General features: G+C 44.0%; 11 protein-coding genes. 10 read left to right on the top strand and 1 reads right to left on the bottom strand.

The window, feature by feature from the left end:
- Positions 1 to 9: 9 nt before the first annotated feature.
- The 9 genes from ASG89_RS06110 (at position 10) to ASG89_RS06070 (ending at position 16,558) form a co-directional block, all read left to right on the top strand.
- Positions 10 to 1,254 (top strand): MFS transporter, encoded by a 1,245-nt coding sequence (locus ASG89_RS06110; protein ID WP_057309675.1) that lies wholly within the window; start codon positions 10 to 12, stop codon positions 1,252 to 1,254.
- Between the two features lie 287 nt (positions 1,255 to 1,541).
- Positions 1,542 to 2,843, top strand: a complete 1,302-nt coding sequence (locus ASG89_RS06105) for an RICIN domain-containing protein (RefSeq protein ID WP_200963435.1) — start codon at positions 1,542 to 1,544, stop codon at positions 2,841 to 2,843.
- Between the two features lie 184 nt (positions 2,844 to 3,027).
- Complete coding sequence (locus ASG89_RS06100; RefSeq protein WP_057309673.1) at positions 3,028 to 4,668, top strand: response regulator; 1,641 nt, start codon at positions 3,028 to 3,030, stop codon at positions 4,666 to 4,668.
- Entirely contained in the window at positions 4,622 to 6,406 is a 1,785-nt protein-coding gene (locus tag ASG89_RS06095; RefSeq protein ID WP_235549637.1) for a sensor histidine kinase, read from the top strand. Before ASG89_RS06100 ends, ASG89_RS06095 begins: the two co-directional genes overlap by 47 nt.
- 532 nt (positions 6,407 to 6,938) lie before the next feature.
- The gene (locus ASG89_RS06090; protein WP_235549636.1) at positions 6,939 to 7,913 is read left to right on the top strand and encodes an ABC transporter permease; all 975 of its coding nucleotides are present in this window, start codon (positions 6,939 to 6,941) and stop codon (positions 7,911 to 7,913) included.
- Positions 7,914 to 7,937: 24 nt separating this feature from the next.
- The gene (locus ASG89_RS06085; protein ID WP_057309670.1) at positions 7,938 to 8,849 is read left to right on the top strand and encodes a carbohydrate ABC transporter permease; all 912 of its coding nucleotides are present in this window, start codon (positions 7,938 to 7,940) and stop codon (positions 8,847 to 8,849) included.
- 78 nt (positions 8,850 to 8,927) lie between these two features.
- Complete coding sequence (locus ASG89_RS06080) at positions 8,928 to 10,499, top strand: ABC transporter substrate-binding protein (RefSeq protein ID WP_057309669.1); 1,572 nt, start codon at positions 8,928 to 8,930, stop codon at positions 10,497 to 10,499.
- A gap of 52 nt (positions 10,500 to 10,551) precedes the next feature.
- Complete coding sequence (locus ASG89_RS06075; protein ID WP_235549635.1) at positions 10,552 to 11,874, top strand: hypothetical protein; 1,323 nt, start codon at positions 10,552 to 10,554, stop codon at positions 11,872 to 11,874.
- A gap of 460 nt (positions 11,875 to 12,334) precedes the next feature.
- Complete coding sequence (locus ASG89_RS06070) at positions 12,335 to 16,558, top strand: glycoside hydrolase family 9 protein (protein ID WP_082592776.1); 4,224 nt, start codon at positions 12,335 to 12,337, stop codon at positions 16,556 to 16,558.
- Between the two features lie 121 nt (positions 16,559 to 16,679).
- Here the strand turns inward: ASG89_RS06070 and ASG89_RS06065 are convergent, their stop codons facing one another.
- Positions 16,680 to 17,099, bottom strand: a complete 420-nt coding sequence (locus tag ASG89_RS06065; protein ID WP_057309665.1) for a MarR family winged helix-turn-helix transcriptional regulator — start codon at positions 17,097 to 17,099, stop codon at positions 16,680 to 16,682.
- A gap of 206 nt (positions 17,100 to 17,305) precedes the next feature.
- Here ASG89_RS06065 and ASG89_RS06060 point away from each other — a divergent pair, with 206 nt between their 5' ends.
- Positions 17,306 to 17,761: a CBS domain-containing protein gene (locus tag ASG89_RS06060; protein ID WP_057309663.1), complete on the top strand. Its 456-nt coding sequence runs from the start codon at positions 17,306 to 17,308 to the stop codon at positions 17,759 to 17,761.
- Positions 17,762 to 17,783 lie beyond the last annotated feature (22 nt).

The raw sequence follows: 17,783 nt of genomic DNA, 5'->3' as shown, positions 1-17,783 counted from the left end.
TTTTGGAACATGCAACCGACAACTACGAGTAAGGCCAATACGGCCGCACAGACACAACAACACCAGAACGTTAGTATGTTTAGTCAACCGAAAGCAGTATGGGCAGTGGTTTTCGCCAGCATTATCGCTTTTATGGGTCTGGGACTTGTAGACCCAATCTTACCCGCCATTGCTAAGAAGCTTCATGCTTCTCATAGTGATGTCACTTTGTTGTTTACAAGTTATAATGCCGTCATGGCAGTAGCAATGTTGATTACGGGCGTCGTCTCTTCCCGTTTGGGCATCAAAAAAACACTGCTCGCAGGAATTATCATTATTGCTCTTTTCTCTGCATTAGGCGGTATGTCAAATAGTATTTGGAGTCTTGTTTGGTTACGTGGGGGATGGGGCTTAGGCAACGCTTTATTCGTCGCTACGGCCTTGTCAGCAATCGTATCGTTGTCCAAAACAGGCGTCGCACGTTCTATTATTTTGTTCGAAGTAGCCGTTGGGTTGGGGATTTCCGTAGGTCCGCTATTAGGAGGAGAGCTTGGTGCTATCTCGTGGAGAGGCCCATTCTTCGGTGTAGCCGGACTCATGGTTATTGCCTTCTTTATGATCCTCTTTATTATGCCCAAACAACAAACGCAAATTCGCAAATCCAAAGCATCGTTAGCGGATCCGTTCCGTGCGCTGAAATTCAAAGCACTTCGTACATTCGGAATCACAGCTTTTCTTTATAACTTCGGATTCTTCACCTTGCTTGTATACGCTGCACTCGTATTGGGAAAATTAGGTCTGGATGAGCATCAACTTGGTTACGTCTTCTTGGGTTGGGGGCTTATGCTTGCCTTTACATCTGTCTTTACGGCACCGAAACTGCAGAAACGTTTTGGAACAGTGCCTTCCATGTGTGTTCAACTGCTTTTGTTCGCTGCTACTTTGTTTGTCATGTCCATATGGACTACAGATAAAACCGTCATTATCATTGCCGTCATCATTGCTGGAGCATTCCTAGGAAATAACAATACTTTAATCACGACCGCGGTCATGAACGCAGCACCAGTTGAACGTCCAACAGCATCGGCCGCATACAGTTTCTTGCGTTTCATCGGTGGGGCTATCGCGCCATTTCTGGCAGGCAAGCTAGCTGAATGGTTCAACCCGCATATGCCGTTTATCGTTGGTGGTGCATGTGTTGTTGTAGCTGTGGTCTACCTTTGGATGAACCGCCAGCATTTGAAGCACGTGGATGAAGTGGAGAGTGCGCATTAACAAGATTGGAGAGCCCGCTAATCAGCGAGGCTCTTTTGTTCGTTTAAGGTAGATTTTACTGCATGGACATGCAAAATGTTCAGGAATGTGATCAAAGTGGGGATTCCCATTGTTCGAATTGTTCATAGAACTTGTGATTATTCACTATGAAACAGTTCTTGAATCCCCTAACATTAGCTTCAGATGGATATGGAATGGGGTGAACATAAAGCAGACATAAGGCCGAAGCTGCTAGCGTTACCATTCCAAGTAATGGCGTTCAAATTAAGGATAGTGCAGGCAATCTATTGCAAGCGCATGGCGGAGGCATCATTAAAGTAGGCTCATATTACTACTGGTTCGGCGAGAACAGAAGCGGTGATAACTTAGTCGCTTGTTACCGCTCAACGGATCTTAAAACATGGGAGTTCCGTAATAACGTACTCAAACATTCGTCAGCTCCTGAGCTGGCAACAGCTAATATTGAGCGGCCTAAAGTCATTTACAATGCCTCGACAGGTCAATTCGTTATGTGGATGCATAAAGAAAATGGCGTTGATTACAGTGAAGCCAGAGCTGCAGTAGCCTATTCCTCCACAGTGGATGGCAACTACACATGGCAAGGCAGCTTCCAACCACAAGGCCAGTACATGTCTCGTGACGACACCTTGTTCGTGGATGACGATGGTTCTGCATACTTCATTTCCTCTGCTAGAGAAAACTTAGATACGCATATCTACAAGCTTTCTTCGGATTATCGTTCCATTGCCTCCTTGGTTCAGAAGGTATGGGTGGGGTCTCAACGAGAAGCAGCGGCGATGTTTAAAAGAAATGGCGTCTACTTCCTCGTGACTTCGGGAGCGACCGGCTGGGCGCCGAATCAAATGAAATATGGGACAGCAACAAGCATTGCAGGTACATGGAGTGCGCTTAGCAACGTCGGAGACGGCACTTCGTTTGATTCACAGCCAGCTTATATTCTCCCTGTTCAAGGCACTTCCACAACATCCTACCTCTATATTGGGGATAGATGGGCGGGTGCGTGGGGAGGCATCGTGAATGACTCGAGGTACGTATTCCTGCCAATCTCGTTCCCTTCGAATACATCCATGAGTTTAACTTATTATGATAAAATAACGATCGATACAGCGACTGGCACCGTTTCTGGGTCCAATTACAGTTTTAACACTACGACGAATTATAAAATTCTAAACCGAAATAGCAACAAGTCACTGGCTGTCAGTGGAACGGATAAAAATCTCAGTGCAGCGCCAATCCAGCAATTTACGGATACGACGGCGCTTTATCAGAGATGGCAGCTCGTGAAAAAAGCCAACGGCTACTACAACATCATCAACAAACAAAGCGGTAAATATATGGATATCAACGGTCAATCCACGGCTGATGGAGCCACGAACATTCAATATGCAAGCAATGGCGGCAAGAATCAAGAATGGCTGCTGGTTGATCTCGGAAATGGCTATTATGCCATCGAGAATCGCAATAGCCGTAAATATATGGACATCAGTGGAAGCTCCACAGCGGATGGCGGTCAGAACATTCAATATACGTGGAATGGCGGCAATAATCAGCAGTGGACGATTAATTAATACTGATTAGTCAAAAGAGGAGGGGGCTTGCCCTTCCTCTTTTCATTTTCGACCAACGTTTTATCATCATTGAATTGATCACATTTCTTCCCTGAAATTATCATAGACAGCACAAAATTCGAGGGCTAACATGGTATCATAGAGGATATTTGGCAGTAGGTTGTCTGACAGGGGGGAAACGGCGATGTATAAAATTCTGGTTGTGGATGATGAGCCAACAGTGAGTGCAGGAATTAAAAGCTATTTGATGAGATCGGAGCTAGGCATTGGACATGTGGAAACGGCACTGAATGGCTTTGAGGCGTTGGATTGCTTACGCATGGACACCTACGATCTCGTCTTGACGGACATACAGATGGGGATGATGAACGGCATCGAACTGATGGAAGCAATTCTTTTGGAGCAGCCGCATCTCCCCGTAATTGTTATTTCAGCCCATGAGAAATTTGACTTTGCCAAGAGAGCACTCAGGTTAGGTGCTAAGGATTATTTAATTAAGCCGGTAGAGCTGGATGAACTGATGCGAGTTGTCGGCAAGGCTCTCCAAGAGAAGCAGGAAATGGGAAGACTGACGCTGCAACGTCCAGAACCGGATAGTAGTAAAGATGTGCTACTGCTCAAAAAGAGGCACGAAGCCCTTATCGAATTGGTAACGGAAACCGATCTGCAGGAGAAGGATTATGAAGATCTGCTACGTGAAATTGGCAGTTCGCTCAAGGAGCAGGGTTATTGGTATGGCATCGCCGCTGTTCATTTGAACCTGAGTAAGGGTGGATTCAGTAACCAAGATATTACATTGATGGACCGAAAGCTGTTGAAATATGCTTCGGTGAATATATTAGAAGAAAGTTTGTCCGATTGGTGCGGCGTAGCTTTTTATGGATTTGGCAATCAGCTGGTTTGCGTAATCCAATTGGAAGCTTCCGATAACGTGGATACAAGGCTGCCTATGAATTCACAACTGAATCTAATCGGTCAAACGATCATTATTAATCTGAAGCAGTATTTGAATGTGGACGTTACTGTGGGAATGAGTACACTTAGTCCAGACTTGTCGATGCTGCCGAAGCTGATGGAAGAGGCGGATGCGGCCATTGAATGGCGCAAGCTGCACCCTGATAATAACGTGCTTTATTATGAAGATATGTCGGCTTTAGGCAATATGAGAATGATGGAGTGGGCAGACAAGGTTGAAGAGATCGTGCTTCATTTGAAAACAGTGGATGAGGCTAAGCTATTCCAAGAGCTTCAATCTGCTGTGAAAATACTGGCTAACTTGACGCATTCAGAAGGATTGTTCCATAGCTGCTTCGGATTATTGGTGTACCGCTTGTATGGTTTGCTCTTTGATAATGGACAAGAATCAAGCAGTTCCTTCCGCCAATATGATCCGGATGTGTATTTCAGAGGGATGGAGATTAGCCGGAAAGTGGCCACTCTACACGAATATGTCCAAGGGCTCTCCGATGTAATTCGCGCCTGTATTAGTGAGAGAGATCAGACGGTAGTATCCCGTATAACGACTTACATCTATAACCATTATGGCAATCATGAGCTGAAGATTCAGGATATTGCGGGTGAAGTTCATTTCAGTGCGGCTTATGTAAGTTATTTGTTCAAAAGGGAAACCAACAAAAACGTCTGGGACTTCGTCTCCGAGGTGAGGATCGAGGAAGCGAAGCGCTTGCTAGCTGTAACCGATTTGAAGCGGTATGAAATTTCGTATCAAGTGGGGTATCAGTCTCCGGAGCATTTCAGCCGAATGTTCAAACGTTTCATTGGCATCTCTCCGGCCGATTACCGCAAAGAGATCAGGGGGAATTAATCTGAAGCTCCAATATAAAGTGATTGTGGCATTCTGTTTGTTCATCATTGGGCCGTTTCTGATCGTCGGATGGATATCCTTCTCACGAACCTCCGCTACAATTAAGGATGAGGTTGGAAAGACGATGCTTCAACTGGTAAAGCAGAATCACGCCACGATGGAGAATACGTTGTCTTCGGTCAGAGATAAGACGGTAACTTTTCTGGACAATCATTTTTTTAGCAACCCCAGGCAATATGCCTTCTGGACACATATTGAGACGATTAATGCCTTGAGCGAAGCGGATACCATTCTGGATCGCTGGTCATCGGATGGCACTGAATATGCGATCTATATGGGGAATAAAGGGAATCAACCTTTTCCTATTAATGCACTTTATAAAAAGCAAGGGCTTATTTATTTGGATAGCAGCAGTTCTTACCCGGAATGGGCTTTACAGACTCAAGAAGAGAAAGGGGCTGGGAGTCTACGAGTGTCTAAGACGAGTTCAGGTCAGCCCACGGTAACGTTTACACGAAGTATTTTGAATCCAGAAAAATATGATGAATTAATAGGCTTTCTAGCTGTCTCCAAACTGGAAGTGTTATTAACCAAAAATCTCGTTTCGGTACAACTGCCTGATCATGCAGGGGTCTTTTTATTCGATGACCGTGATGAATTGCTATTACAGGCTGGTTCGGCAGACATGGAGCTATCCGAATTGCCAGAAGCTCTTCGCAATAAAGCGAATGGCTATCATTATTCGGAATCGAATAATCACAAACATCTCTACGCCGTTTCCTACGAGTTTGGTTTCAATACGCGATTAATTTATAAGATTCCGTTGAATTCCATTATGGGGAAACAAACGAGTTTCCAGCAGTTAATCATGGTGATGCTAGCTATCTATTTGGTTTTGGTTTTGCTGTTCGTTTTGTATTTGCTTCGCAATATCATTAAACCATTGGCTCGGTTAGTCACATTTACCCGTGTGTATGAGCTTGGGAAACCCTTCGACTTTGGAGACCCGTCAACACGTTCACAATCGGATGAGTTCGGCGTTCTGTACACGGCGTTTATTCGGATGACGGGAAGGTTGAATGAATCGATTGAAGAAAACTATGGGATGAAAATCAAACAAAAGGAACAGGAGTTGAACACGCTCCACTCACAAATTACGCCGCATCTTCTATACAATACGTTGGATTCCATCTATTGGTATGCGCTAGAAAGCGGTAATCATGATGTTGGCGGCATGGTGAAGGATCTATCGAAGCTGCTGCGCATAGGGTTGAGCAAAGGGAAGAGCATGATTCCCATTAGCGAAGAGCTGGAGCATGTACGTGCTTATATTCGTCTTCAAATGAAGCGTTATCCTGGTAACTTCGAAGTGTTCTGGGACATTGATGAGGATTTGGAAACTTACAAAATGCCCAAGGTCATCATCCAACCGCTTGTGGAGAACGCGATATTCCATGGTATACAGAGTATGGATGGGGAAGGTCATCTGTGGGTTGGATTGAAACGCATAGGTGATGAGATTCATGTCTTGGTTGAGGACAATGGATTCATTCCAGTGAATCTCGATAAGCTTCGCATGATTGTCAGCGGGGAAATGGACGACAAAGGTTATGGCATTCGCAATGTTCACCAACGCATACAGCTGCATTATGGTGATACCTATGGGCTAAGCTACCGTCTGCGGGACGGGGGCGGACTCATTGCCACTATCGTGATTCCAATTCAACCAAGTGAATAAGAGTGAGAATGATTGAAAATGATCCGGCCCTAGGCCGGATTATTTTTTTTGATACATGCATGAGGTGAAGCATACCCCCTATTTAATGAGGCGTGATGTTGTGTGACGTGCTCGAAGGGAGTAGAAATTGGGGGGATTGGAGAGGGAGTAAGAGTAGTAGTGGTAACGAGTAGTAGTGAGAGTAGTTGAATGGCTAGCTGAGTCAGATATTTCTCGTAAATAGCTGTATATTTTCCAGTTAATGCATCTGTGGAGCCACAATTCTTCTCAACTTCCCATCGCACCCAATCACGTCCGATCTTGGGCAAAACGAGCCCGCAACACGTGCAGTCAAAAGCCTCAAGTTTACAAGTATGTTTTGTTTTTGATGTGTCCTTAGGCGCGGCGCGGCACGGCAGTATTATTCACACTGTCGTGGTGATTTTTTATCGATATACTTGCTGAGTATTCATCACGTTCTTATACGGATACATCATCGAATTGGCCAATCCCGTGTACTATACTTGACTTAACAGAGAAAGGAGTGGACGCAGTGAGAGAGACAGCCGCACCTGCACGAGAGACAGGGCAGACGCGAGATCAAGCAAAGGGAGTTAAGTTTTTGCGGAACTTTTGGCAGTTTAGAACATTGACATTGATGCTAGTGCCTGCAGCCCTCGTGCTATTGCTTAATAATTATTTACCGATGTTCGGGCTATTCATTGCCTTTAAGAAAATCAATTATATTGATGGCATTTGGGGGAGTCCGTGGTCCGGCTTCGAAAACTTCACTTTTTTATTCAATAATGGATCACTATGGCGAATTGTACGAAATACAGTGGGATACAGTTTAACCTTTATGGTTGTGAACTTGATCTTATCCGTCGCTATTGCATTGGCGCTCAATGAGCTCCGAAGCCGAATAGCGATTAAAAGCTATCAAAGCTTCCTGATTATGCCCCATTTTTTATCTATGATCATTATTAGTTATCTCGTATATGCGTTCTTGCACCCGACACAAGGCTTCATGAATGCCACGATTTTGAAATGGTTTGATAAAGAACCCGTGTCATGGTACATGGTGAAGGATTACTGGCCATTCATACTTACGTTCGTCAGTGCTTGGAAAGGAGTCGGTATAGGTGCTGTAATCTTCATTGCAGCTATCGCTGGTATTGACCCCGAGTATTACGAAGCAGCAGTTATTGATGGGGCTTCGAAGTGGAAACAAATGATGCATATCACCTTGCCTTCCATTATGCCAATTATCATTATCATTACAATTCTAAATATGGGACATGTGTTCAATTCAGACTTTGGACTATTTTATCAAGTGCCATTGGATTCTGGAGTCTTATATCCAGTCACCGATACCGTAGATACGTATGTTTACCGTGTTTTGACGCAAATGAATGATATCGGCATGTCCTCGGCAGCATCTATGGTACAGTCAATTCTAGGTTTCATTATGGTATTTGTGACGAATGGAGTGGTTCGCAGGATTAATTCGGATCAAGCTTTATTCTAATTGATTGGATAGGAAGTGAATGGAATGGTCTTCAAATCGTATCGCAGGGAAAACAGAATTTCCCCAGTAGCCGAGACGCTACTGAATGTTATTTTTATCTTAATGTCGCTTGCCTGCTTATTACCTGTCATTCTTGTCATTATTGTATCTGTCACACATAGTGATTCTTTGATCAATGAAGGATACAGCTTTTTCCCTTCAAAATGGTCGTTAGTTGCTTATGAAACTATATTTAAAGATTTTGCAACGATGGCAAATGCTTATAAGGTTTCAATTGGTATTACCGTAATAGGCACTCTATTAAGTGTATTTCTAATGGCTTTATATGCATATCCCTTATCACGCAAGGATTATCCTTATCGAAACGTATTTACTTTCTTTTTATTCTTCACCATGTTATTTAACGGGGGATTAGTAAGTCGTTACATGATCTATACGCAGACGCTTCATCTGAAAGATTCATATTTGGCCTTGATCCTACCGCTCTTAATCGTTCCGTTCAATGTAATTATTATGCGTACATTCTTTCAGTCTACTATCCATCCAGCTTTGATCGACTCTGCCCGAATAGATGGAGCGGGTGAACTGCGTATCTTTTTACAACTTGTTCTTCCTTTATCGTTGCCGGTGTTAGCTACGATGTCGTTATTCTCGACCATTCTATATTGGAACGATTGGTTCAATGCGTTGCTCTTCATTAATAAGGAACATATGTATCCCATACAGTTCCTCATGTTGCGAGTACTGAAAGATGTTCAGTATATCCGCGATAATCTGACAATAGCCGCTCAGAATCCAGAGTTGCTGAAAAATTTGCCCAACGAATCCCTGCAAATGGCATTAGCTTTTATAGCTATGGGACCCATACTAATTGTTTACCCCTTCTTCCAAAAATATTTTGTCAAAGGCTTAACTGTCGGTGCCGTCAAAGGTTGATCACAGTAACACCGGCTGCGAATTGCTACTCGCATTCGTCAGCCGTTTCTTATAATATTCATTACAGGAGGGTCCACAATGAAACGTAGAAAATCAGTCATGCTAGCCCCAATGGCGCTAGCGCTAGGATTAACAGCAATACTGCCAGCATGTTCAAGTAGCGACAAAGTAAATACCTCTGCAAATCCAGTGGCGACAGCTCCGAGCTCAGCAACTCCAGCAAGTCCAAAAGCAGCATTGGAGCCTTACGATGTATCTCTCGTCTATCAAGCGAAGCCGCAGAAGGATGACGCGCTTATTCAAGAGAAATTGAATGAATATCTGAAAGCCAAAATCAATACCACAGTCACCTTGCAGCCAATAACTTCAAGTGATTACAAGAAAAAGACTGAGTTAATGATGAATACGGGTGAAAAAATGGATCTCGTATTTACTGCTTCCTGGTTAGATTATTCTGCGAATGTGACGAAGGGAGCCTTCTTAGAACTAGATTCGCTGCTGGATAAATATGCACCGGATACGAAGAAATTGCTGCACCCTTTATACTTAGAAGCACCTCGTTACAAAGGTAAATTGTATGCGATTCCAACAAATAAGGAGATTACGCAAGGTAAGGCATTCACCTTCCGCAAGGATATTGTCGATAAGTACCAAATCCCAATTGATAAGATTAACAAAGTAGAAGATTTAGAGCCTTACTTTGAGAAAATTAAGAAAGATAATCCCGAAATGATCAATATGTACTTGGCTGGAGGGACTGCTGGTTCCAGCTTCATGATGTACGAATCTAAATCAAATTATCGTCCAATTGGACCTGTTCCTGGAAAGACACCAATGTGGCTTATGGATTACAAATCAACAGATATGAAAGTAAAATCGATTCTTGACCAAGATATTGTTGATTTGAATAAGGGTGATGCTGAAACATTCCGCAAGTATTTTGAGAAAGGCTATATTAATGCAGATGCAGCGACTAGTACGACGCTTGTAGATGATATTCGGAAGCAAGGTAAGATTTGGGAGCAAGGTTCCGTGTGGAAGCCAGGATCTGATATCGAATTGACGATTCGTGATGGCAATAAATATAATTGGGTATCTCATGTGATTGAAGAGCCGATTGTAACAACAGATTTGGCCACAGGCTCTATGCTTGCGATATCTAGAACGTCCAAAAATCCGGATAGAGCGATGATGGTTCTCAATTTGCTGCATACAGATCCCTATGTTATTAATCTGCTTGTGAGTGGTGTTGAAGGTAAGAACTATAAGAAGGTAGGTCCTAACCGTATTGAATTAATCCCAGATTCAGGCTATGACAGTCAAGTGTTCTGGGTGCTCGGCAATCAATTCTTGAACTATTTAAAACAAGGTCAACCAGATGACTTGTACGAAAACTGGAAAAAATTCAATAATGAGGCAAAGCGTTTCCCATTAATCGGTTTCGTGTTCGATGATTCGAAAGTGAAGAACGAAATCGCTCAACTGACAACAATTGTCAATGAATATAAAGTTATTAGCACAGGAGCTGTGCCTAATCCTTCGAAATTGATTGATGAGCGTAATGTGAAGCTAAAAGCAGCAGGACTTGATAAAGTTACGACGGAACTGCAAACGCAAATTGATGCTTGGTGGAAAGAGAACAAAAAATAGAAAGAGCTAGAGGTGATTACCGTTGAAACCCCAGAACCTCATATACACTTTCGTGAGCTATGCATCCCATTACGATACACCTTGGGGACATGGAACTGCTGTCGAAGGTGTGGAGCGAACAGCAAGATTAGCCCATGCGCATGGCATACCCGTGACATGGATCGTCAACCGAGGCTCAATACCCGTAATAGGTGAGCAAATTCGGCAGTGGCATGAGGCTTATGGCGATGATATCATTCTGCAATGCCCTTTCTTTATGGAAGAAATGGGGATGTCGAAGGATGCATTGAAAGCGCGTCTGGAAGCCGATTGGAACCTTGTGAAGGAAGCTTTTCCTTGGTCCACTACGAAAATCGCAGGCAGAGGGAAGATTTACAATGAAGTGATTGAAGTGCTCGAGGAGCTGGACTTTCAGGGCATGTGGGGCTATTGCTGGGAGCAAGTGTGGTGGGACGGTATTACACATAAAGGGATCCCATGGGGATCCTGGTATGTGGATAGCAACCGATACAAGGTTCCACACACAGGTAAAGGTAAAGTCGTCGCATGCGAATGGACAGCACGGGATCTACATTTGTCCTACCATACAGGAAGTCCTGTCATTTATTCAACGGATCCTAATGATGTGTTGCGTGCAGGATTGTGTACCGGTGATGAGATCACGTATTGGCAAATGCTCTTTGATGAATATTTGGCAAATACGGATCATAATGATCAGGTGTTTTTCCTTCAACAGCAAGAGGCACATGAGATGGAGTTCAGTGATAGGTTTCAAGTGTTTCCGGCTTCACATGTTGCGGCATGCGAAGGGATGTTGGACAAATTCTTTGCTTACGTTGCACAGTGTGGCGTCACACTCACAACTTTGCCGAAAGCGCTGGCAACGTATCATAAGCGTAATCAAATTACTGCCCCGTCTTATATGTTGACAAAAGATAAACCAATTCGTCCCGAAGTGAATGACTACACGATGACGCTTGGTGGAGTAGCTGCTGGGCCTTGGCCGGATACATTCTTCTTCTACGATAATCAGTGTCAGATGGTATTCGTCAAAGGGGAATGTAAACCACGACTTGTCCGTAATTATGTCGGGCAGTGGAATATGCAAGACGAATTCGAGGAGAAGATTCCACCGTTGTTCATAACGGCATACGAGAAGACGAGTGAACGAATCGAGCTCGTCTACGAGTTCGGGAATTGGAAGCCGATGCCATTCGGTCTAACGTATTGGGACGAAGAGCTTAGCGACTATGAAATCGAAAGTTGCTCAAGTGATGTGGAATTGAAAGTGATTAAAGATGAATTAGTCTTTCTGCGCTTCAATCTGACTGGAGAGAAAAGAACGATACGGTTAGTGCTTCGGAAAATGTTGTAGCTAGTAGGAGAAAGAAGAAAAGAAGGAAGGGCCTCGCGATTGCGAGGTTCTTTTTCTTTTCTTATCTGTCGATGCTTGCAATTAGCTGTGTGTCAACTGCGCTCAACATGAATAAATGGATTTCCTGCAGTTAATTTTGAGGTATTTCGGATCATTTGCAGATTAGATGGAATTTCTACAGTTAAAAACTGTGAATATCGCTGAAATGAGCTTATGGTGGTGAATTAGCAACATATTTTACATCTAAAGCGAGATATTAACTGTACTTTTTCCAGTTAATCTGTGTTGTCGCAAGGATGGGGAGGCGGGAGCAGTAGAGTTAGCCGAAGCAGCCGAATCTGCTCAACACCCAGAATTGATCACAAGAAGTGGAGATTACATCATCGTTCGCTCACCAAAGATTTCGTATAATTAAAATGTAAGCGATTACCAAAATAAAAATGCATAGGAGGAATGGTTAATGTCAAGCACTACTCGTAGGAAAGGAAGGATAAGGAGATTTTGGTCCATTTGTTTAGGTGTGATCCTCGCGTTAAACACCTTGCTACTTGTACCTCAAACATCCTCAGCAGCTGTCACACCGCTGCCAGGACCAAACAATCCACTGCTCTACGACGATTTCAATGGCGGCGGCATCTACAAGCAGAACTGGATGAACTGGTTCAACCAAGCTGGAGGAACAGGCACATATTCGAAGACCACTGTAGATTCGCGCCAAGTTGGGCTATTCACTCAGACACCAACATCGAGCTCATCTTGGGCTAAATTTCAGCCGATGAATGAGACAGTAGATTTGACAGGTTATCGGTATCTGAACGTCACAATGAAAAATCCCGGTTATGCCAATTCACTTATTCGGATTGTAGTCGGTGACGGTACGACCAATTATAATCTAACGGCAGGCTGGGTAGCGATTCCAACTACGTGGACGACGAGTCAATTTGACTTGAATGCCTTAACCCCAGCCCTGAATAAAAAGACAGCGAGGTTTGAAATTTGGCTGCGTCAATCAGGCGGAACGTATGGAGAGACGCTGATTGATGATATCTTTGCTTCTACGGACAGCAGTGGTACAGCGCCTACATTAACAGGCAGCATGACGGCTAACTCGGCAAGTGGCTATAATCAGAACACATCCTTTACGTTCAAAGCGACCTATACGGATGCAGATAACGAGAAACCATTCGCTATGCAGCTTGTCGTTGATGATACCCTCTACGATATGAGGGAAGAGGATAACGGAGATACCTCCTATTCCAATGGCAAAAATTATTACTACATCACAAAGCTGCCCGTGGGCTCACATTCCTATTATTTCCGAACGACAGATTTGACTTCGAATCAAGTATCAACGACCCCACAGAATGGACTTGTCGTTACGAATACAGCTCAAGTAATCGACGTCACGGTCAGCCAAGCGGGCTATAACGCAGGTGCTTTCAAAAACGCGAAGGTGACAGCCGAGCTTGCTCTAACGGACACATCCTATATCGTGAAGAATGGCGCAACCGTTGTTGCCACAGGAAACATGACCTACGATGGTTTCTTTTGGAATAAACACGTCTATTCGATTGATTTCTCATCCATCACAGCTAGCGGGACAAATTATACCGTTGTGAGCAATAGCATTTCTTCCTTCCCTTTCGCCATTCAACCGAACATTTGGACGAATTACAAGGATGAAATGACCGCATTCTATCGCATCTTGCGTGCAAGTGTGGCAACTTCCGATGCTTATCCTGCAGGATACAGCACGGTGGCACCTTCAGCTAATATTTACCATGCTGCTGGTCACTTAGATGATGCGCAATCGGCTGACGGATTGACGCACTATGATTTGACGGGCAGCTGGTATGATGCTGGTGATTATGGCAAATATGGCGGCAACCAGTGGGTGGGCAGCGAAATTGCCCTAGCCTATATCCGGCATGCCGACGCAGCCAGCTCTAAGTTCGATAATGACACTAACGGTGTCCCTGACTTGGTGGATGAGGCGATCTGGGGCAGTGAGTACTTAGTCAAATTTGCAAATCAACTCGGCGGTGAGATGTATGATCTCAAGAATAACGCTAGCTTCGTTCATCCGAGTAAATCAACGGACAACATTAATGGCACAGCGGACGATCGCAAGCTCTCGGGTTTAGGCGTTGGAGGTTCCGCCAAAGCTGCGGGAACACTTGCGGCTACAGCAAGGGCTATCCGCACGGCGATTGCCAAAGGGGACATTTCACCTGCTAAAGTGTCCCAACTAACAACCTTCGCAAACAATTGTGAAGCGGCTGCTGTTACTTTTTACAATTATGTCGTTGCGAATCCGAACGGGCCAGTGGGTTCATACTCAACTCGTGGCGGGATTCCGAATTCCAAGCTTCTAGCGGATGTAGAGCTGTATCTGTTGACGAATAACGTTGCCTACAAAAATGCTGCAACTGCCAATATCAACACACTCGTGTTTACCGATTTGGCTTCAACGAACTATTGGGATATGAGACCGATGTCTCTAGCGGAATTCTATCCAGTCGCTGATACTGCAACGAAAACTCATATTCAACAGCTATTGAAACAACAGGTTGACTATTTCTTGTCTTCAACGGACGACACGCCGTACAGCGTACTGAACCAATTTAAGAATTTCGGTGTGAATGAGCCGCATGCTTCTTATCTTGGCGATATGATGCGTTATTACGAACTATTCCAAGATCCTGCTGCGCTGCGCGCGGTCGAGAAGGGGATGTATTGGATTTTCGGGGAAAATCCTTGGAATATGAGCTGGGTATCCGGGATCGGTTCGGATTTTGTCACGTACCCACATACACGATTCGATGAAGGTTCCAATTCCAAACTCGGTTCTGGTGTGGTGTTCCCAGGCGCCATGGTCAGTGGACCCAATATGAAAGATACTAAGGATAAAACGAGTGTCAGCCCATGGTATGAAGATCGTTCATTGTATCAAGATGATACGAACCAATGGCGTTATAACGAGTTCAGCATCAGTATTCAAGCGGGCCTTTTGTACACGATAATGGGATTAAGTGCGAATTCATCCGCAAGCTCAAATGGCGGTGGGACACCAACGACACTCCCTGTTACATCACCGATCATCGGTGATTATGTGCGAGGTAATGTAACGGTATTTAGCGGTTCTACTACAGGTTTGAGTAATCTCGAATATTCATCAACAGGCACTTCAGGTACATTCTTGCCGATGACTGTTTCGGGTGCTGTGTATGCAGTTACGGTTGATGAAAGTGCTTCTGTCGCTTATGCAAATAAGCGCGTAGACATTCGTGGGACAGATACGGCAGGCAGACAAAGCTATAGCTCGACACATTACACGGTGGCAGCGCCTTTGCCAGATCCATCTACACCATTGATCTATGATGATTTTGGTGGCGGCGGCATCTGGGGTTCTGTGGGTGGTAATGGCGAATGGGTAAACTGGTATACGCAAAATGGGGGAACAGCGGCATTCGTGAAGACAACACTGGATGGTTTAACGGTTGGCAAATTCTCACAAACACCGACGGCCGTTAATTCAAATGCCAAATTCCAGCCTTGGCATGATTTCGTTGATTTATCTGGATACCGTTATCTTAATTTCAAGGTTAAGAATCCAAGCTATGCCAACTTGAAAATGAAAGTCGAATTAAATGATGGTACACGCACCTATAATCTATCAGGCGGTTGGGTAACTGTTCCTAGCTCATGGACAGAGTTATCCTATAATTTAGATGCGCTAACACCTGTTATTAATAAAAAGAAAACGACAATGTCCATCTGGTTGAACCAAACAGCGGTAGGTTATGGGGAAATGTTTATGGATGAGATCAAAGCTACGAATGTAGCTAGCGGAACAGCTCCGACGCTAAGTGCGATCAGCGTAGATCATGCTTCTGGCGATACAGCGACTGAATTCACGTTCAATACAACGTACACGGATGCCCAAAATGAGAAACCGTTCTCCATGGAGCTCATCTTGGATGGTATTGTTCGTCAAATGGTAGCTGTCGATCCGGCTGATGTAACCTACAGCGATGGCAAAGCTTACAAATATACAACCAAATTGCCTGTGGGTAATCATTCCTATTACTTCCATACAACAGATACGACCTCTAATGCCGTAAGCAGTGCTGTACAGTCGGGTCCAAGTGTAACACAACAGCTGCTTCTCAGCGATTTCAATAATGGCCAAGCGACAGGTTGGACACCTAAGAGCGGAATCTGGTCGGTACAATCCTCGCAATACAGCGGGCAAGCTGGAGGTTCGAACAGCTACTCCATTGCTGGGGAATCTACTTGGACCGACTACACTTTGGAAGCAAAAGTCAACGTAACGAACAACACGAATGGGAACAAAGACGCGGGATTACTAGTTCGCTATACCGATGCTAATAACTACTACATGCTCTACTTAAAAAATAATGATCACTCCAGTAGTAGGAAAATGGAACTTATCAAATCGGTCGCTGGTGTGAAAACCGTGCTAGGTTATACGAGTCCGAGCATTGCCGCCGACACGTTCTATGCGTACAAAATCGTCTTAAATGGCAGCACGATCTCAGTATACAAAGATGGTGTACTCCAATTTAGTGTCGTTGATACTACCTTTACGAGCGGGAAGATCGGGGCACGCACGTATGCGAGTACGAAGGCTTATTTTGATGATGTTTCGGTAATGAGATAATATAACAAAAACTTCCAGTTTAGGTAACTGGAGGTTTTTTTTTGTGAAAAAAATAGTTAGGAATGATGGAAACCAACCTGTTTGTTTCCCGTAAAAGGAGTATCTCAAGGAAAGAGAGGAATTAAAACGTACAGTTGAACTTATTCAGCAATTCACCGAACCTTTGTTGATCTTCTATAGTCCAATCTTGAAGATGCTTCGTTAAATATTCCAAGCGAGCTTGTTTGTTCAAAGCCAATTCCGCTGTACCGCTATCCGTGAGTTGCATGGAGTAGGCGCGGCCATCTTGCGGATCCGGGATGCGATAGAGGTAGCCTTTTTGTTCCAGGGCTGCTGTTTGTCTGCTTATTGTTGACATATCGAGATGGAATTCTTCCGCTAGTGCTTTCACGCCGGAGGACCCATGTGTCGAAATCTGATGGAGCAATAGATAAGCAGCACGATCCAAATTTCCGACTTTTTTATTTGTCGTTGCAGCGATAAAGCGGCGAATGAATATGCCAAGTTCAACTTCAATGGTTTCAACGGGATTTTTTGTCATAGTGGTCGACCTCTTTGTTAGGTGTTTGCAATCATTTATGGTTGTATCGTAACATACACCGGTTTATTTGAATATCTTCCAAAGTAGGGATGATCGATTCTCGTTAATGATTGACTTCATCCGACATAGTTGTATAATGCAAGTATATAGTGTCATCATACTTCTTGTTTGAATAGAAGGCAACAGTAGACGGGAGAGGGCACAATTTGAAGGCTAAGGAAATTATGGTTCGTCAGGTTTATAAAGTAAAAGAAGAGGATACGGTTCGCTCGGTTATTGAGAAGTTCCTCATTCACCGAATTAGCGGACTTCCTGTAGTTAATGATCGGAATGAAGTTGTGGCCTACATCAGTGATGGGGATATTATGCGATTTATCGGCAAGCATGACGACTATATATTTGGCTCTTATCTCTACACGGCTGTGATCAAGGGCGATAATGACGAGTTTCAAGATCGAGTGCGTAACTTGCTTCCTTTGAATGTGATGAAAATAGCACAGAAGAAAGTGATTGCTGTAGATGCAGAAGAGGATATTGAGCAAATCGCAGCCATTTTGGGGAAAAAACGAATAAAAAAACTACCCGTTCTGAGGAAAGGCGTGTTGGTAGGCATTATTAGCAGGGGAGATGTGATTCGGCATTCCTTCCAATCGATTCTGTAACAAAGTGTGTAAATGAAAGGAG

Origin of the sequence: Paenibacillus sp. Soil766, from assembly GCF_001428105.1 — a bacterium.
Lineage (GTDB): Bacteria > Bacillota > Bacilli > Paenibacillales > NBRC-103111 > Paenibacillus_E.
This window is presented reverse-complemented; position numbering and strand designations above follow the sequence as displayed.

Coding starts and splice junctions, on each gene's coding strand:
- ASG89_RS06085 (WP_057309670.1), top strand. CDS start 7,938: ATGGTCTTCAAATCGTATCGCAGGGAAAACAGAATTTCCCCAGTAGCC.
- ASG89_RS06100 (WP_057309673.1), top strand. CDS start 3,028: ATGTATAAAATTCTGGTTGTGGATGATGAGCCAACAGTGAGTGCAGGA.
- ASG89_RS06110 (WP_057309675.1), top strand. CDS start 10: ATGCAACCGACAACTACGAGTAAGGCCAATACGGCCGCACAGACACAA.
- ASG89_RS06070 (WP_082592776.1), top strand. CDS start 12,335: ATGTCAAGCACTACTCGTAGGAAAGGAAGGATAAGGAGATTTTGGTCC.
- ASG89_RS06080 (WP_057309669.1), top strand. CDS start 8,928: ATGAAACGTAGAAAATCAGTCATGCTAGCCCCAATGGCGCTAGCGCTA.
- ASG89_RS06065 (WP_057309665.1), bottom strand. CDS start 17,099: ATGACAAAAAATCCCGTTGAAACCATTGAAGTTGAACTTGGCATATTC.